The organism is Bacillus sp. S10(2024), from assembly GCF_050473865.1.
Lineage (GTDB): Bacteria > Bacillota > Bacilli > Bacillales > Bacillaceae_G > Bacillus_A.
Window position 1 is genome coordinate 2,093,621 of the sequence record NZ_JBFLUR010000002.1, and the last position, 18,213, is coordinate 2,111,833.

Annotated in this window: 19 protein-coding genes and 2 riboswitches; of the genes, 2 read left to right on the forward strand and 17 right to left on the reverse strand. The window is 37.2% G+C overall.

Translation table 11 applies throughout. The annotated features are described in order from the left end of the window. Window positions 1-54 precede the first annotated feature (54 nt). Window positions 55-163: riboswitch (SAM riboswitch) on the reverse strand. 143 nt (window positions 164-306) lie between these two features. Together lysA and AB1280_RS10770 are read right to left on the reverse strand one after the other, a co-directional pair. After that, window positions 307-1,623, reverse strand: a complete 1,317-nt coding sequence (gene lysA / locus AB1280_RS10765; RefSeq protein WP_429755806.1) for a diaminopimelate decarboxylase — start codon at window positions 1,621-1,623, stop codon at window positions 307-309. A 352-nt stretch (window positions 1,624-1,975) separates the two neighbouring features. Next, window positions 1,976-2,158, reverse strand: a riboswitch (Lysine riboswitch). Window positions 2,159-2,247: 89 nt separating this feature from the next. Further along, window positions 2,248-2,643 carry a DUF3888 domain-containing protein gene (locus AB1280_RS10770; protein WP_429755807.1) on the reverse strand — a complete coding sequence of 132 codons (396 nt, stop codon included), beginning with the start codon at window positions 2,641-2,643 and terminating at the stop codon, window positions 2,248-2,250. 189 nt (window positions 2,644-2,832) lie between these two features. Here AB1280_RS10770 and AB1280_RS10775 point away from each other — a divergent pair, with 189 nt between their 5' ends. Then, window positions 2,833-4,719 carry an LTA synthase family protein gene (locus AB1280_RS10775; protein WP_429755808.1) on the forward strand — a complete coding sequence of 629 codons (1,887 nt, stop codon included), beginning with the start codon at window positions 2,833-2,835 and terminating at the stop codon, window positions 4,717-4,719. Window positions 4,720-5,077: 358 nt separating this feature from the next. Further along, on the forward strand, window positions 5,078-5,782 hold the full coding sequence (gene pssA, locus AB1280_RS10780) for a CDP-diacylglycerol--serine O-phosphatidyltransferase (protein ID WP_272189633.1): 705 nt from the start codon (window positions 5,078-5,080) through the stop codon (window positions 5,780-5,782). A gap of 37 nt (window positions 5,783-5,819) precedes the next feature. Here pssA and AB1280_RS10785 read toward each other — a convergent pair whose 3' ends face one another. From AB1280_RS10785 to leuB, 15 genes are all read right to left on the reverse strand, one after another. Continuing rightward, window positions 5,820-6,791 carry an NAD(P)-dependent oxidoreductase gene (locus AB1280_RS10785; protein ID WP_429755809.1) on the reverse strand — a complete coding sequence of 324 codons (972 nt, stop codon included), beginning with the start codon at window positions 6,789-6,791 and terminating at the stop codon, window positions 5,820-5,822. A 177-nt stretch (window positions 6,792-6,968) separates the two neighbouring features. Continuing rightward, entirely contained in the window at window positions 6,969-7,127 is a 159-nt protein-coding gene (locus AB1280_RS10790; protein WP_429755810.1) for a DUF4025 domain-containing protein, read from the reverse strand. Window positions 7,128-7,242: 115 nt separating this feature from the next. Continuing rightward, window positions 7,243-8,262, reverse strand: coding sequence for a histidinol phosphate phosphatase domain-containing protein (locus tag AB1280_RS10795; RefSeq protein WP_429755811.1), 1,020 nt, complete (start codon window positions 8,260-8,262; stop codon window positions 7,243-7,245). Between the two features lie 11 nt (window positions 8,263-8,273). Next, window positions 8,274-8,597, reverse strand: a complete 324-nt coding sequence (gene hisE, locus AB1280_RS10800; RefSeq protein WP_272189637.1) for a phosphoribosyl-ATP diphosphatase — start codon at window positions 8,595-8,597, stop codon at window positions 8,274-8,276. Between the two features lie 12 nt (window positions 8,598-8,609). Continuing rightward, entirely contained in the window at window positions 8,610-8,915 is a 306-nt protein-coding gene (gene hisI / locus AB1280_RS10805; protein WP_272189638.1) for a phosphoribosyl-AMP cyclohydrolase, read from the reverse strand. After that, window positions 8,912-9,670, reverse strand: coding sequence for an imidazole glycerol phosphate synthase subunit HisF (hisF, locus tag AB1280_RS10810; protein WP_272189640.1), 759 nt, complete (start codon window positions 9,668-9,670; stop codon window positions 8,912-8,914). Before hisF ends, hisI begins: the two co-directional genes overlap by 4 nt. Continuing rightward, complete coding sequence (hisA, locus tag AB1280_RS10815; RefSeq protein ID WP_272189641.1) at window positions 9,664-10,383, reverse strand: 1-(5-phosphoribosyl)-5-[(5-phosphoribosylamino)methylideneamino]imidazole-4-carboxamide isomerase; 720 nt, start codon at window positions 10,381-10,383, stop codon at window positions 9,664-9,666. The genes hisF and hisA overlap by 7 nt, the downstream gene beginning before the upstream one ends. Then, window positions 10,380-10,985, reverse strand: coding sequence for an imidazole glycerol phosphate synthase subunit HisH (gene hisH / locus AB1280_RS10820; protein WP_272189642.1), 606 nt, complete (start codon window positions 10,983-10,985; stop codon window positions 10,380-10,382). Before hisH ends, hisA begins: the two co-directional genes overlap by 4 nt. Window position 10,986: 1 nt before the next feature. Continuing rightward, the gene (hisB, locus tag AB1280_RS10825; protein WP_272189643.1) at window positions 10,987-11,571 is read right to left on the reverse strand and encodes an imidazoleglycerol-phosphate dehydratase HisB; all 585 of its coding nucleotides are present in this window, start codon (window positions 11,569-11,571) and stop codon (window positions 10,987-10,989) included. After that, the gene (gene hisD, locus AB1280_RS10830; RefSeq protein ID WP_429755812.1) at window positions 11,571-12,863 is read right to left on the reverse strand and encodes a histidinol dehydrogenase; all 1,293 of its coding nucleotides are present in this window, start codon (window positions 12,861-12,863) and stop codon (window positions 11,571-11,573) included. Before hisD ends, hisB begins: the two co-directional genes overlap by 1 nt. Before the next feature lie 12 nt (window positions 12,864-12,875). Further along, on the reverse strand, window positions 12,876-13,511 hold the full coding sequence (gene hisG, locus AB1280_RS10835; protein WP_272189645.1) for an ATP phosphoribosyltransferase: 636 nt from the start codon (window positions 13,509-13,511) through the stop codon (window positions 12,876-12,878). Continuing rightward, on the reverse strand, window positions 13,487-14,749 hold the full coding sequence (hisZ, locus tag AB1280_RS10840; protein WP_429755813.1) for an ATP phosphoribosyltransferase regulatory subunit: 1,263 nt from the start codon (window positions 14,747-14,749) through the stop codon (window positions 13,487-13,489). The genes hisG and hisZ overlap by 25 nt, the downstream gene beginning before the upstream one ends. Before the next feature lie 435 nt (window positions 14,750-15,184). Then, complete coding sequence (leuD, locus tag AB1280_RS10845) at window positions 15,185-15,763, reverse strand: 3-isopropylmalate dehydratase small subunit (protein ID WP_429755814.1); 579 nt, start codon at window positions 15,761-15,763, stop codon at window positions 15,185-15,187. After that, window positions 15,741-17,135, reverse strand: a complete 1,395-nt coding sequence (gene leuC, locus AB1280_RS10850) for a 3-isopropylmalate dehydratase large subunit (protein WP_429755815.1) — start codon at window positions 17,133-17,135, stop codon at window positions 15,741-15,743. Before leuC ends, leuD begins: the two co-directional genes overlap by 23 nt. After that, window positions 17,135-18,199, reverse strand: coding sequence for a 3-isopropylmalate dehydrogenase (gene leuB, locus AB1280_RS10855; RefSeq protein WP_429755816.1), 1,065 nt, complete (start codon window positions 18,197-18,199; stop codon window positions 17,135-17,137). The genes leuC and leuB overlap by 1 nt, the downstream gene beginning before the upstream one ends. Window positions 18,200-18,213: the final 14 nt, after the last annotated feature.

The window sequence follows — 18,213 nt, forward strand, 5'->3', positions numbered from 1 at the left end:
TTTTCATAAAAAAAATCTTTCCCATTTCGAAAAGACTGTTCCGGTAACGTATCTACCTTATCTTCCAAAATGGATTCCATTTTGCTGGAAGTAGCACCTTACTTTTATAAAGTAGGTTGCCGGGCTTCTTTGGGCCAGTTCCCTCCGCCGCTCTTGATAAGAATTTAATTATATTTGCATTTTAACACAATTCTGATTTTTTTCAATCCTAGTTTTCCGATAAATTTTATTTTTTTTTAAAAGAAGGCATTGTTCAACTAACCATCGGTGGGGGATGAAAAAGCCTCCACCGATGGAAGTTTCACTTTATACAAATTCCTTTACACGTATGCGATCATTTCCGATAATATTATCATACGATTCCCTCTCAACAACAACATGAGAGTTTCCGTTTTCCACAAACACAACTGCCGGTCGACGAATGCGATTGTAATTATTTGCCATCGAATAACCATATGCTCCTGTACAAGAGATAGCCAAAAGATCACAAGAAACAACTTTCGGGAGCGCTACATCCCAAATGAGCATATCCCCGCTTTCACAACACTTACCTGCAATGGAAACAACCTCTTCAGCAGATTCATTCGCTCGATTTGCTAGCAATGCTTCATAACGAGCTCCGTAAAGTGCTGGTCGAAGGTTATCTGTCATGCCACCATCAACCGATACATACTTGCGAATGCCTGGAATATCTTTAATCGCACCCACTGTGTACAAAGTTGTTCCTGCATCCCCAACAATACTACGACCTGGCTCTACCCAAATTTCTGGAAGTGGATATCCACACGCTGTAAACTGCTCGCGTACCGCATCTGTTACTGCTTGCACATATTCACCAAGAGCAAGCGGTGTATCTCCTTCCGTATAACGAATTCCAAACCCACCGCCTACATTTAATACAGGAGCTACGTAATCCATTTCTTTTCTCACTAATTCTAAGAATTTGTGAAGCACTTCAATTGCACGAACAAATCCTGCCGTTTCAAAAATTTGCGATCCAATATGAGAGTGAATTCCTAACACATGATAATTCGATTTTTCTAATGCATTTTTCATTGCTTGTAATGCATGCCCTGTTGAAATACCAAAGCCAAACTTAGAATCATCTTGACCTGTTGTAATATATTCATGCGTATGCGCTTCTACTCCCGGAGTCACACGAAGCAGAACACTGGCAACTTTCCCGTATTCTTTCGCTAAATCATGCAATACTTCTAGTTCCAAAAAATTATCTACAACGAAACACCCGATGTTAGCTTCTAATGCCATTCTCATCTCTTCTTCTGTTTTATTGTTGCCATGAAAATGGATACGTTCAGCTGGAAATCCTGCTTGCAGCGCTGTATATAACTCTCCGCTAGACACAACATCAAGTGACATATTTTCTTCCGCAGCTAATCGGCACATTTCCATGCACAAGAACGCTTTGCTTGCATATGCTACTTGGTAAGAGAACCCACACTCTCTAAAAGCACGATGAAATGCACGACATTTCTCACGAATTGTTGCTTCATCATATACATAAAGAGGTGTACCATATGTCGCTGTAAGTTCAGTAGCATCGCATCCCCCAATTTCTAAGTGTCCTTGCTCGTTAATTCGGCTTGTGCCGTGTAAATACATGTGAATTCCTCCCTTTTTCTCAAAAACATCTATATATCCATTTTAATTTTTCGACATATAAGTCGTTGCTATGCAGAATACAACATAAACGCTACTTGCTTCTTCCTTTTGTTTTAAACATCGCATGTGGTAGGAAACGCGGCCAAATGCCCTTGACACCCCCTAAAAAGAAGGGAGGTTTTTTTGTCGTTCTTTTCACATATATATTCCATGCCTTAGTTGTTCATATTATCCCTAATTAGGTAAACAAAAAACGCGCGGAACAATGTTCACACGCGTTTCTTATTGGAAGAATATATGATGAAAAAATAAACTTATTGTTATTTTCTCAAATAAGAAACCGCATCAAACATCTCCAAATAGCTCTCCATAAGCCAAAAACTTATGACAGTACTACATTTATTCAATGCAGTCCCAATATATGAATAAAGTGAGTATTCATATATTTCGGCGGTAATCCCTTTCAGACTATAATCATGAATACCACTTTATTTCCTATAGCTTACTTTTGATTACCGCGGCCTCTACCCTTGAGTGTAGATGAGGTAAGTCTATTTAATTTTCAAGCATCTTTTTATTGCTATTAACAATAGCAAATGACTAATTTATTTGTCAAATACTTTTTTAAATTGGTTTACGACAATTTAATTTTGTAGTATCTGGCATGCGCTTTGCATCTATATTCTTCACAGTCCACTCACCATCATCATTTTCAAACATGATCGTTACTTTTTCAAACGGCGGGAGTTTCTTCCCTCCTACTCCTGGCTCATATTTAATGATTTCAATAGAAGCACGGAACAAATATGTACCACTGTACATTTTTTTCATACTAACGATTTTCGGACATTCATATGGCTTTTGTTTTCCGTAATGCTTTTGAATCGCTTCATTTATTCTCGGAAATAGCACTGAATATAGGGCATCTTCTAATAATAACGGTTCATGTTCAGCCAAAAAAGGAGCTGGATTTCCAAGAAAAATGAAACAACTCAATATAAAACAAAATATTTTCTTCATAGTACTCCTCCACATTTCCAAAGATGACATTATTTTATCCATCTTCCCTTTTTCTACCCAATTATGAGAAAAACATCCACAAATTCATTATGTTTTTATATAATAGTACACATAGTAAAAAACATAGAGATATGTAACCGGTTATATATTATAGAAGCGGTTACTTGTAGGTAGTAGGAGGAGCCCAATATGATGCAACGCTTGTTTCCAAAAATACGATTCGCTCTCATAGCGGTCGTCTTATTATGGATCAAAACATATATTGTATACAAATTAGCTTTTGATATGAAAATCAATAACGCTTTCGAACAAATAATATTGTTCTTTAACCCGTTAGCTTCATTATTATTATTTTTCGGTTTCGCTTTATTTGCAACAAAACATCGAAATCGTATCATTATTAGTATTAGTATGGTGTTATCTTTTATTTTATTTGGCAACGCCATGTTTTATGGATTTTACAATGATTTTGTAACATTCCCGGTATTATTTCAAACAAATAACATGGCTGATTTAGGAACGAGTATAAAAGAACTGTTTACATATAAAACACTCCTTTTATTTGCAGATACTATTGTTTTAGCCATATTATCTCGAAAACTCCCTAGTTTTTGTGACACAACTCCTCTATCGAGAAAAGAAAAACAAACATTTTTCAGCGGTGTAACAGCAGTATTAGCTCTGCAAATGATTATTTCAGTTATTTATAAACCACAACTCTTTTCACATTCATTTGATCGCCAAACAGTTGTGAAAAATCTTGGCTTATATACATATCATATTTATGATATTGCGCTCCAATCGAAATCGTCTGCCCAGCGCGCCTTCGCAAGTGGAGATACATTTTCTGAAATTGATAACTATGTAAAAACAAAAGATAGACAAGCGAATAAAGATTTATTCGGCGTAGCAAAAGGAAAGAATGTTATCTTAATTTCAATGGAATCTACACAAAGTTTTGTCATCAATCAAAAAATAAATGGAAAAGAAATTACACCATTTTTAAATGACTTTATTAAAGAAAGCTATTATTTCAATAACTTTTATCATCAAACCGGACAAGGAAAAACATCAGACGCGGAATTTATTATTGAAAACTCTTTATATCCACTTGATCGCGGCTCTGTTTTCTTTACACATGCTAATAATGAATATACAGCTACACCAGAACAACTCAAAAAACATGGATATTACTCTGCTGTATTTCATTCAAATGATAAAGCTTTTTGGAATCGCGATTTGATGTATCCTGCGCTCGGATATGACCGCTATTTCAATTTACAAGACTATACAAACGCAGAACAAATGTCTGTTGGTTGGGGATTAAAAGATAAAGCTTTTTTCGAACAATCTATCCCAAAGTTAAAATCTTTACCACAGCCGTTCTATACAAAATTTATTACATTAACAAACCATTTTCCATTTTTGCTGCAACCGGAAGATCAACTCATTAATGAATACAATTCAGAAAGCGGCGTTGTAAATCGTTATTTTCCAACTGTACGTTATACAGATGAAGCATTAAAACATTTTGTTGAACAATTAAAAAAAGAAGGATTATACGATAATTCTATTATCATTATTTACGGAGATCATTATGGTATTTCTGAAAATCATAATGCAGCTATGGCCCAATTTTTAGAAAAGGAAACACTTACTCCTTTTGATATGATGCAGCTACAACGAGTACCGCTCATCATTCACATTCCCGGTCAAAAGGGACAAGTCATTTCAAAAGTGTCTGGGCAAATTGATGTGAAGCCAACACTGTTACATTTACTCGGTATAAAAACTAACAATTCTATTGAATTTGGCGCAGATTTATTTGAAACAAATGATGATCCACTTATGGTTATGCGTGATGGAAGCTTCATCACAAATGATTATCTGTATACAAAAAATGTATGCTACAACAAAAAAACTGGTGAACCGACTGATATTTCTATTTGTCAACCGTATATCGAAAAAGCAAAAACAGAGTTGAATTACTCTGATAAACTCATCTACGGTGATTTATTACGATTTGACCCGCATAATCAATATAAAACTGGTACGATGATAACGAAATTCGAATAAGAAAATAACCCTCGACCGATAACGATTCGAGGGTTATTTTCTATATACAATAAATCCAAATACCCCCTTCGTTTTAGGAGGGACAAGAGCATCTAGCCACGTATAGAAAGAGGTGCTAAGTGCAAAATTCAATATGAACGCTACTTGCGTTCATATTGAATTTTGCACCGCAGCTGCTTATATGCCGAAAAAATAATATATACTACGATAGCTTGGAATTAAACAAATAAAAACAAGCTAAAATCTTTCTCAAAATGGAGAATTTTTTCGACGGGCATAGGAAATTTATGTTATGATAAAAAGTATAAACTTTCATAAACTAATCAAGAATCTATAATAGAAAGCAAGGGATCAGATTTTGTACAGAGCAGCCATTCCAAACTTATTTACGCTCGGAAATTTATATAGTGGATTTCTATCAATCGGCTACGCTTCATTAGGATACTACAAATCAGCGGCAATTTTAGTTTTAATCGGAATGATGCTAGACAGCCTTGATGGAAGGATTGCACGCCTACTTCGCGTCGATTCACAGCTTGGAAAAGAGCTTGATTCATTGGCAGACGTCGTTACATTTGGTGCTGCACCCGCTGTATTGATGTATTACACATCCTTCTCTAATTACGGTATTATCGGACTATACATAGCAGGACTTTTCCCTCTATTTGGAGCATACAGATTAGCTCGTTTCAATGTCACACCATCATCAACATCAATGAAATACTTTACTGGTGTACCAATTACAGCTGCAGGTGGCCTCGTTGCCTTCCTTACTTTATTTTCACATACGATTCCAAAAATCGTACTCATTACAGTATTCGTGACATTCGCTTTTCTTATGGTTAGTCGCATTCGTATTCCAAGTATGAAAGATGTACCGATTCCAAAATATAGTATTATCGTGACACTCTTTTTAATTGGAATCATTTATACAATGTATAAAACAAGCTTCGGTAATATTTCAGTGTTTTTATTCATTGCTATTCCTCTTTATATTTTGTATATGCTATCTCAATTTCTTAGACAACGCCCATCACATAAAAACCGAGCAAACAAAGAATAAAAAAGAAACCTTCCTAATCATAAGGAAGGTTTCTTTTTTATTTCGCCACAAGTTCTTTTTGATACACTGGCGTTAACGGTTCACTCCCTTCTAATACTGCTAAAATATTGCGCACTGCCATTTCTGCCATTGCATCACGCGTTTCAATCGTCGCGTTTCCAATATGCGGTGTTAACACAACATTTGTTAATTCTTTTAATCTCTCTGTAATTTTCGGTTCAAACTCAAAAACATCAAGCGCTGCTCCTTCGATTTCCTTTGTTTCTAATGCAATTACAAGCGCTTCTTCGTTCATAATTGGACCACGTGCCGCATTAATAATATAAGCTGTTTTTTTCATTAGTCTAAATTGTTCCTCAGCAATCATGTGATGCAACTTCGGATTATAAGCACAGTTAATAGTAACAAAATCCGCTGTTTGCAATAGTTCTTCCAGCGTTACATATGTTGCTCCTAATTCTTCCTCCGCCCTATATTTACGATTTGGTCCTGTATACACAATGTTCATCCCAAAAGCTTTCGCTCGCTTGGCTACCGCTTTTCCGATTTCTCCAAGCCCAATAATGCCAATCGTTTTACCGTATGCTTCACGCCCTAAGAAAAAGAGCGGTGCCCAGCCATTAAAACCAACTGTACGACATAGTGTATCTCCTTCAGGAATACGGCGCGCCGCTGCTAATAAAATGGCAAACGTTAGCTCTGCTGTTGCCTCTGTAGAAACTTTCGGTGTGTTCGTAACCGCTATATCCTTTTCCACCGCATATTTATAATCAAGATTGTCATATCCAGCTCCGTAGTTTGCAATAATTTTCAAATGCGGTGCTGCATCGATGACTTCTTTCGGCACTTTTGTTGAAAGTAAGCTTAATAATGCATCTTTATCTTTGACACGCGCTACTAGCTCTTCTGTGCTAATCAACTCTTCTTCATCATACATTTCCACTTCATGATCTCGTAGCAACTGTAGTCCGATTTCTGGAATTTGTCCTGCTATTAAAATTTTCGCCATGTTTAAGCATCCTTTCTTTTTCACTTCAAAATATGTTCATTCAATATTATTGTAAAAAAGCCTGTCGAAAAAAGACAAGGAATTTGATTAAACTATCATGATTCTTATCACTCTTTTTTACAAAATCGTGAAAAAGAGGCTGAATCTATTCAGCCCCTCACCACTAAAAGTTTTACTTTATTTATCTTTTCCTTGTGCTAGCTTCACATCAATTGTGCCTTCTGCTACTGTATCACTGATTTGTTCTTGTATAACTGATTGCTCTGATTGATTTTTTTGTTGAGTATTGCTCTGATTTGTTAACTTCCCAGTGTCTTTATATTGTTGTTTCTCCATAAGAAAACCCTCCTTTTTTGTTCAACGTTAGTGTAAACAAAAAAGGAAGTTTCCATTCCGCTATTCGCGGGAAGTAAAGAATAAAGCCTCTTCTGCTGATGGAGGTTTCACTTTATCATAAAACATTCTCTTTTACATATTCGAGCGGTTTCATATTTCGAATTCTTTTTTCAAATGTTGCTATATGTGTCACACCGTGATTACGAAGCGATTCTATATTTTCTTGTACGTAACTACCTAAATCATTCGGAAAATGTGCATCAGACGAAATTGTAATCGGAACACCATGATGTACTAAGCACTGTAAAAACAAAGGGCTTGGGCACATTTCTCTTACAGGATATCGATAATATAATCCAGCATTCACTTCCGTAGCCGTATTCGTTTCAATCAAAGCTTTAGCAATTGTTTCGTAATATGGCAATTGCTCATTTTCATCTATGCGGTAATTAAACACTTTTATATTATCTAAATGTGCAACAATATCAAATAAGCCAGAACGTATTGCTTTTTCTAACGTTTGAAAAAATGTCTGATATAACGTACTTAAATCATGCTGTCTAAAATAATTGTCTGTATCTGGATTATCAAATCCCCATCCATTAATAAAATGAACAGAACCAATGACATAATCCCAATTTCCTAACGTTAATAGTTTCGCTAGTTCCTCTTCTCCGCCAATAAAATAATCTGCTTCTATTCCAAGCCGTAATATCACGCCTCGTTTGCTCCATCTTTCTTTTGCATCTTCAATTGCTTTAGTAAAATTTATAATCGACTCTACTCTCACCTGATCTAGCCATTCTTTTTGCAGATGTCCAAGTTCTGAATCACTAATATCGACATAGCGCTCATAGTACTCCTTAGCCTCGTAGAAACGATATAAGTGGTCAACTATTCCAACTTCCCGTATTCCTTTACGCACAGCTTCCTCCAAATATAAATCAATCCAATCCTGTGAAAATGCGCCTTCCTTTACACGCTTTTGCAAACGTTCCCCTATCTTTAAGATCCATCCCATTGAATGTTTCTCTTCCTCAATCGGTGCAAAATACTCGAGCGCTTCATTTGTACGAGATAACCACCGCATTGAATACGGCCCTTCTTCTAAGTGAAGGTGGTAATCTACTCTCATCTTTCTCCCTCCTATAATGTGTCAATTTCTTTTCGTTCGCCCATTTTCGATAATTGTCCTTGACGTTTATTTAATTCTTCTGCTATCTCTTGTAATGATACATTTTTTTCTACGAGCAACACTAAGCAATGGTACGTAAAATCAACAACTTCTTTTATAAGCTCATCTTTCTCATTATTTTTCGCCGCAATTACGACTTCAGTACATTCTTCTCCTAATTTCTTTAATATTTTGTCTTCTCCTTTTGTAAATAAGTAGTTCGTATACGATTCAGAGATAGGTTTCTCTTTTCGTTGTTGAATTGTTTCGTATAACTGTTGCAACACATCACTCATTTCCTTATCCCCCTATAACACCTTATTATAAAAACATGACTTTTCTCCTGTATGGCAAGCTACACCTACCTGCTGGACAACTACCATAATAGAATCTTGATCGCAATCTAAATATAATGATTTCACATGTTGAACATGTCCTGATGTTTCCCCCTTATTCCACAAGCCTCTTCGTGAACGAGAATAAAACCAAGTTGTTTTTGTGTCTAATGTTTTTTCGTACGCTTCTTCATTCATATAAGCTAGCATCAAAACTTCTTTTGTACCCTCTTCTATCACAACAGCTGGCAATAATCCTTTTGAAAAATTCGGCTTCACAATCTCACCTCAATTTGCGCTTCTTGTAACTTTTGTTTCGTTTCTTGAATGGTTGCCTCGCCGTAATGAAAAATAGAAGCTGCTAACGCCGCGTTTGCTGATGTTTGCTGAAAAACTTCTGCAATATGTTCAATAGATCCACATCCACCCGAAGCAATTACCGGAATACCAACTGCTTTTGAAACTGTTTCTGTTAAAAGTAAATCATAGCCATCTTTTGTCCCATCTGCATCCATGCTTGTTAACAGTAATTCTCCAGCGCCTAGGCGTTCCACGCGTTTTGCCCATTCGACTACATCCATCCCTGTATCAATGCGGCCACCATTTACATACACATTCCATTTGTTTTCTTCGCTTTTCTTAGCATCAATTGCAACAACTATACATTGAGAGCCAAATTGCTCTGCACCTTCTTGTATTAACTCTGGTCTTTGCACTGCAGCTGAATTTAATGAAACTTTATCTGCACCTGCTCGAAGTAATCCATACATATCTTGAACAGAGGTGATTCCCCCTCCAACTGTAAGAGGAATAAATACCTCCGATGCTGTGCGTTCTACAACATCAATCATCGTTTTCCGATCTTCATACGTTGCCGTAATATCTAAAAACACAAGTTCATCCGCACCTGCTTCGTTGTATACAGCGGCAATGGCAACAGGATCCCCAACATCTTGTAATCCTACAAAATTTACTCCTTTTACAACGCGACCATTTTTTACATCTAAACACGGAATAATTCGCTTCGTTAACATGCCCCTGTCACCTGCAATGCTTCTTCTAACCTAACTTTTTTATCATACAATGCTTTCCCTATAATCACGCCATATAAGTCCATATCCTGTAACTTCTCAACATCAGCAAGCGAGCTTACACCACCAGAAGCAACGATTTGAAGTGAAACTTCACTTTGTAATTGTTGTAATTGTTCGAAATTTGGACCTGCAAGTGTTCCGTCCCTAGAAATGTCAGTAAAAATAAGTGTCTGTACACCTACTTCTTCCATTTCTTTTGCTAGTTGTACATATGACATTTCCGACATATCTAGCCATCCTCGCGTTGCTACATATCCATTTTTCGCATCAATTCCAACAATAATTTTGTCTCCATATAAACAAACTGCCTCTTCTAAAAATGTACGATTATACAGTGCTGCCGTTCCAAGAATTATTTTCATCACTCCAACTGATAAAAGTGCTTCAATCGTAGCAATCGAACGAATCCCTCCTCCAACTTGCACTGGAATTCGCACTGCTTTGCAAATATCTTCAATGACAGAAAAATTCTCTGATCGACCAGCAACTGCACCGTCTAAATCGACAAGGTGCAATGCACGTGCACCAAGTTGTTCAAATAACACGGCCTGTGCAACAGGGTTTTCATTCATGACTGTTTCTTGTTGAAATTTCCCTTGATATAAACGAACGCAACGACCATTTTTTAAATCGATTGCCGGAAAGATTTTCATTTTTCTATAACCTCCTTGAAATTCCGCAATATTCGAATTCCTATTTCTCCACTTTTTTCCGGGTGGAACTGAGCTCCAAATACATTTTCTCTTGCAACAAGCCCCGGTACGAAAACTCCGTACTCACTCCCACCCACTACAACTTCAATTGGACATTGTACATAATAAGAATGAACATAATAAACGAAGGAACCCTCTTCTATCTCATTCCATAAAGAATGCTCCGTTTTCTTTTGCAACTGATTCCATCCCATATGCGGAATTTTATGCGCTACATTTAATTTCCTTACTCTCCCTGGAAGTAAACCTAATCCTTTCGTTCTTTCAATCTCTTCACTTTCTTCAAATAAAAGCTGCATGCCTAAACAAATGCCAAGCAACGGTTTTCCTGTATGAGCAACCTTTTGAATAACAGAAATAAGTCCTTTTTCTTCTAAGCAATTCATCGCTCTTGGAAATGCACCAACTCCCGGCAAAATAACACCATCGCTATTTATAATTTTTTCCGTCTCATCTGTTACAACATACGTTGCACCAATATGCTTTAAAGCTTGCTCGACACTTCGAATATTACCCATTCCGTAATCTACAATTGCAATCAAATTACAACAGTCCTTTCGTAGAATTTACCCCAATAATTTTTTCATTTTTCTCGGTAGCCTCACAAAGTGCACGTCCAAATGCTTTAAAGAGCGCTTCAATTTTGTGATGCGTGTTGCTTCCATATAAAACACGTGCATGTAATGTTATATTCGCCGCATGGGCAACTGCACGAAAAAATTCTTCTGCTAGCTCTGTATCAAATTCACCAAGTTTGGGATTTGTAAATTCACCATCAAACACGAGATACGACCTTCCGCTTATATCAACCGTAACAAACCCTAATGCTTCATCCATTGGTACATAAGCTGTACCGTAACGATTAATTCCCGCTTTATCACCAAGTGCTTCTTTCAAACAATTCCCAAGAACAATCCCAACATCTTCTACTGTATGATGAGCATCAATATACACATCACCATCAGCTTCAATTTGCAATCCAAAACGACCATGCTTTGCAAATAAAGTTAGCATATGATCAAAAAAACCAACTCCTGTTTGAATGGAAACTTCTTGATTACCATCTAATTGCAGTGCCACAGAAATTTTTGTTTCCGTTGTACTTCTCATTTGCTTTGCAGTGCGCATCACTTTTCCCCTCCCTTAAAACGAATCTCAATTGCTCTCGCATGAGCTTGTAATCCTTCTTTTTCAGCTAGATTGACAATATGATGTTGTACCTTTCCGAGAGCCTCTTTTGTATAAAATAAAAAGCTCGATTTTTTAATAAAATCATCCACAGATAATGGAGAAAAGAACCTTGCTGTTCCACTCGTTGGTAACACGTGATTCGGACCTGCCATATAATCACCTAATGGCTCAGGCGCATATGGACCTAAAAATATAGATCCTGCATGTTGAATTGATGAAAGAGCTGTCATCGGTTCTTTGATGTGCAGTTCTAAATGTTCTGGAGCTATTTCATTTGAGAGCTGAAACGCTTGTTCTAATGACTCTACAACAAGAATTGCTCCGTTTCTGTTAATGGATTCACGAGCTATTTCGCTTCTTGGAAGATTCATCAATTGTTTTTCTATTTCTCGCTTCACTTCCTGCGCTAATTTCAAACAAGTTGTGATACAAATAGCAGTTGCTCGTCTGTCATGTTCGGCTTGTGATAATAAATCAGCCGCAATATATGCCGCATTTCCCGTTTCATCAGAAATAACAACAATTTCAGATGGACCAGCAATCATATCGATATGCACTGAACCAAATACTTCTCGCTTCGCTAATGCAACATATATATTTCCTGGTCCTACAATCTTATCAACACGCGGAATTGATTCTGTTCCGTATGCTAACGCAGCAATTGCTTGCGCTCCCCCCACTGTATACACTTCATCAACTCCAGCAACTTTTGCTGCAGCTAAAATATGTGGGTCTACTCCTTCACGATTCGGCGGTGTTACCATGACAATTTTATCAACGCCCGCAATTTTTGCTGGCAAAACATTCATGAGAACCGATGATGGATATGCTGCCGTTCCCCCTGGTACATATACACCAACAATTTGCAGTGGCCGAACAAGCTGCCCGCGAATAATCCCCCCTTTTTCTGTATCAATAAAAGCTTGTCTCTTTTGCTTTTCATGATAGGAAATGATATTCTTCTTTGCTTCTTCTAATGCTGCTAAAAATGCTGGTTCAACACTTTGATAAGCTAACACCAGTTCTTCTTCTGAAACTTGAAATTTAGTTAATTCTACTTTGTCAAAAGCCTTCGTATACGAAAATAGAGCTTCATCTTTTTTTTCCCTTACACTTCCAACAATTTTCCTCACATCTTGTTGAATCATCTCTTCTATTGTATTTGCCTGTTCCCTTAACTGCTTCACCTTACATAAAATATCAGAATAATTCTCGGATACAATTTTCATATTTACCATCCTTCATTCCTTTTCTATTAAGGTACTTTCCATTTTATTTATAATACTGAATATTTCGTCTTTTTTCATTTTTAAAGATGCTTTATTTACAATTAAACGTGCTGAAATATCACAAACTTCTTCAAATACGAGCAACCCGTTTTCTTTCAACGTTTGTCCTGTTTCTACAATATCAACGATTGCATCTGCTAATCCTAACAAAGGAGCAATCTCTACAGAGCCTTCTATTTTAATAATCTCTACATCTTCTCCCTTCTTACGAAAATGTGCAGAAGTAATGTTCGGATATTTTGTTGCAATTCTCTTTTTGTTATAACCGTTTGGACGATACGATGAAACAGAAGCAACACAAAATTTACAACGTCCTACTCCTAAATCAATCATTTCATATACATCATTTTCATGTTCAAGCAAGATATCTTTACCCACAACACCCATATCAGCTATACCATGTTCTACATACGTTACAACATCAACTGCTTTTACAAGGATAAATGAAACTTGTGAAGAGTTACTTTGAAATACAAGCTTCCTTCCTTTATCCTTTAGCTCTGAACAATCGATACCGATTCGTTCAAATAACGGAATCACATGTTTTTCCAATCTTCCCTTCGTTAACGCAATTTGAATGTTACGCATGAGGATTCTCCTTTTTTCTTCATGATCCATTTATCTTTCCAAGCATATTCAACTAACGTGTCTCCTGATACATCAATTACAGTTTTCACATCCTGTGTTCTTGCAAATTGAAATGTATCTTGTAAATTTTCTAACATTGAAAGTTCAACTTTTATACCATCTTTTCCAAGTAAAACACGTAATTTCTCTGCTTCGGAAATCATATTTAACGAATAATATATGAGAGCATCTATTTGTTTTTGGTATGAATTTTCTTTCCGTTCTTGTAAGGTACGTACAATTTGATTTACTTGTATGGCTAAGCCTACTGCAGGTAAAGATTCACCAAAATTCCCAATCAATTCATCATATCTTCCGCCGCTAACAACCTCTTCTCCAACATCGCATATATATCCACGAAAGATTACACCGGTATAATAATTCAGATGTTGGATCATCCCAAAATCAATAGATATATATTGACCATAACCAAGGCGGTCAATGTTTTCGTATATATTTTTTATCCTCGCAATTGCTCTTTTCATCTCTTTACTCACAGCAAGTTTTTCAGCTTCTTCAACTACTTCTAACCCTCCAAATAAACGAGGTAATTTTTGTAATAACCGCACAGTTTTATCTTGCATATCCAACTGCTTTTCTTGTAAAAAACGGGACAAGGTCGCAAAATTTTTACTCTCAATATATTCTCGCAATGCATATTCATCTTCTTCTCGTAAAGACAATTTTTTCACAATGGATTTATAGAGTTCCACTTGACCAATTTCAATTTTAAATGATTGAATACCAACTGATTGCAAAGCGGCAATTGCGCTTACAATACACTCAATTTCAGCACGAATATTATCGATACCGATAATCTCAATTCCTGTTTGTGTAATTTCATTATATTTGCCTGTTAAAGATTCATTTGCCCGAAAAACATTTCCACTATATGTTAATTTAAAAGGAACTTCCATTCTTTTTGTTCCGATTACACGTGCCAGCGGAATCGTCATATCAGGTCTCAGAACAAGGATGCGCCCCTCTGAGTCAAAAAACTTATACATCTTCTCCTCGTCAATAGGACGATTTTGAAACGCAAATACATCATAAAATTCAATCATAGGTGTCCGTATTTCTTCGTATCCTCTCTCAATAAATGTACGTCTTAACCTTTGTTCAGCCTCCTCCATTAATGTACATTCTTGAAACAAAAAATCTCTTGTTCCATTTGGATTGGCTCGCTTCCATTTTTTCATCGTCACACCTCTACTTTCTTGACACATATATACAAAAAATCTACAAAGATAACATACTTAACTTGATTCTCTTCCATGTCCCTTATTCATTTCTTGAACTACTCTCACTAACGATTTCATCTTCACCCATACATCCACAACATAGCGTTTAGAAAACGAAAAAAAGAGCTATGTAGATAAAAATACCTACATAGCTCTTTAGAGAATGTAGGTACAACAGGAATAACCCTTGTACCTACACGTTTTTTCACGCTAGGTTCAAGGGTTTACGTATGATGATGTTGTGTGCATAAAATGACTGATTGGAAAGTAAACATTGTCATTACTCCCTTTCTCCTCTTAGTTTGAAGTCAGTATACTACCAATTAAACTGAAAGTAAATAATTTTATTTTAACTTTCAGAAAAATGCGGCATTCATTTTTTATTTCTATCTATTAACGACACATTTTTATCTCATATTCTGTAATCGCATTCTCATATTGAAGTGTAACCCCAATATCATCTAAACCACTTAACAACTTTTCTTTCCACATGCGTTCAATAGAAAAAGACAAGCTGCGCTCAGGAGTTGTTATCGTTTCATTCTCTAAATCTATTTCTATTATCGCTTGCGGTGTTACAGATGCAAGATGCTCACGAGCTTCTTTTGTCATAACAATGGGAAGAATTCCATTTTTCATACAGTTCATATAAAAAATATCTGCAAAACTTCCTGCAATAATAGCCCGAAATCCGTAATCTGCAAGGGCCCACGGTGCATGTTCTCTAGAAGATCCACAACCGAAGTTTTCTCCTGTAATTAGAATTGTAGCGCCTTTTCGCTCAGGAGCATTCAACGGAAACGCATGATTTTCTTGACGATTATCTAAATAACGCCATTCATCAAATAAAAACTCTCCAAATCCTGTTCTTTCAATACGTTTTAAATATTGCTTCGGAATAATTTGATCTGTATCAATATTATCATGCATCAACACTGCAATTGTACCTTTATGAATACGAAATGGCTCCATCGTAGTTCTCCTTTCTCACATCAACAAAATGACCGTAAATTGCAGCCGCAGCGGCCATTGCCGGACTAACGAGATGCGTTCTTGCTCCTTTTCCTTGTCTTCCTTCAAAATTCCGGTTTGAAGTAGAAGCGCAATGCTCACCTTCTGGTACTTGATCTGGATTCATACCAAGACACATCGAACATCCAGGTTCCCTCCATTCAAATCCTGCCTCTTCAAAAATAAGGTGTAATCCTTGTTTCATTGCTTCATCTCTCACTTGTTTTGACCCAGGTACAACAAGAGCCCTTACTCCTTCTTTTACCTTCTTTCCTTTTACAACTGCAGCAGCAATTTCTAAATCAGACAAACGGGAATTTGTGCAAGAACCAATAAACACGTGTTGGATTGGAATATCCGTTACGCATTGACCTGATTGAAGACTCATATATGCATAGGCACGTTTATCATTTTTATCATTTGCTGGTGGAAGTACCTCATCGATGCGAAGCCCCATTCCTGGATTGGTCCCCCACGTTACATACGGCGCCAAATTCGTCACATCAACTGTAATGACTACATCATATATCGCATCTTCATCTGTGTATAATTCACGCCAGTTTTCCACTGCTTGTTCAAACTCTTTTGGTGCATATTGGCGCCCTCTTACATAAGCAAACGTCGTTTCATCTGGAGCAATCATGCCTGCTTTTGCTCCTCCTTCAATCGCCATATTACAAAGTGTCATTCGCTCTTCCATTGTCATTTCTTGTACAGTATCTCCATAGAACTCCATCACATGTCCTGCCCCGACGGAAACACCGTATGTAGCAAGTAAATGTAAAATAATATCTTTTGCATATACGCCCTTTGGCAATGTTCCTTTTAATTCTACTCCCATCGATTTCGCCTTCCGTTGCCATAAAGTTTGGGTCGCTAATACATGTTCAACCTCACTCGTACCAATCCCAAACGCCAGCGCACCAAACGCTCCATGTGTTGCTGTATGACTATCTCCGCACACAATTATTTTTCCAGGTTGTGTTAATCCAAGTTCCGGGCCAATTACATGCACAATTCCTTGCGCCTCGTCTCCTATATCGGCTAAGCGTACATGAAATTGCTCGCAATTATGACGAAGCGTATCCATCTGTTGTTTTGCGATATAATCTGTAACGTTCCATACATCCTTTGTTGGTACATTATGATCCATTGTAGCAAACGTTAAATCTGGCCGCCGTACAGTTCGATTAGCAAGCCGCAAGCCTTCAAAGGCTTGCGGCGATGTTACTTCATGAACGAGATGAAGATCAATATATAATAAATCCAACCCATTCTCATCTGTTGCTACAACATGCCGTTCCCATAGTTTATCGAATAATGTTTTCCCCATTATCGCCATCTCCCTACTAGCGCTTGCTCTTCCATCGCTTGTAATACATACGTTGTAAACGAAGTTGTCGTTTCATTCCCGCCTAAATCCGCTGTACATCTTCCAGCACGAAGAACTGTAGAAATGGCTTCTTCAATTGCTTCTCCTTCTTTTCTTAACCCAAATGATTGCCCAAGCATCATTGCAGTGGAGCGAAGCATAGCGATTGGATTTACTTTATTTTTCCCAGCAATATCTGGCGCTGATCCATGAATTGGCTCATAAAGAGACGGGCCATTCTCCGCATGACTTGCAGACGGTAACATTCCTAATGAACCTGCTAATACAGATGCTTCATCACTTAAAATATCGCCAAATAAATTTTCTGTAACGATCACATCAAATCGTCTTGGATTCCGAATGAGTTCCATTGCGGCGGCATCTACTAATAAATGTTCTAACTCTACCTCAGGATGGCGTGCTGCTACTTCTTCTGTTACTTGTCGCCATAGTTTACTAGATTCTAAAACATTCGCCTTATCAATAGAAGTTACTTTTTTTCGGCGTTTTTTCGCTAATTGAAATGCATAGGAAACAATTCGTTCTATTTCACGTCGATGATAGGTGAGTGTATCCGTTGCGACTTCTTCTGTTCGTTCTTTCGGAAACGAAAAATAGATGCCACCTGTTAATTCACGAACAACAACAAAATCAACTTGCTCAGCTGTTTTTAGCGGTGATAAGTGCGCTGTTGCTTCTTCTACAGAAACCGGGCGAACGTTCGCGAATACACCTAAGCCTTTTCGCAAAGTTAGAAGTCCTTGTTCAGGACGTTCTTTTGCTTGATCCCAATACGGGCCTCCAACTGCGCCTAGTAATACTGCATCACTTGCTAAGCACGCTGTTAATGTGCGGGACGGAAGCGGTTGACCAAATACATCAATTGCTGCTCCTCCAAACAATTCATCTTGTAGATAAAACTGATGACCGTATAACCTTTCTACCATCTCTAATACTTGCTTAGCACTAGCCATTATTTCTGTCCCAACTCCATCACCAGCTAAACAAACAATTCGTTTTTCCATCTTCAAGCACTCCT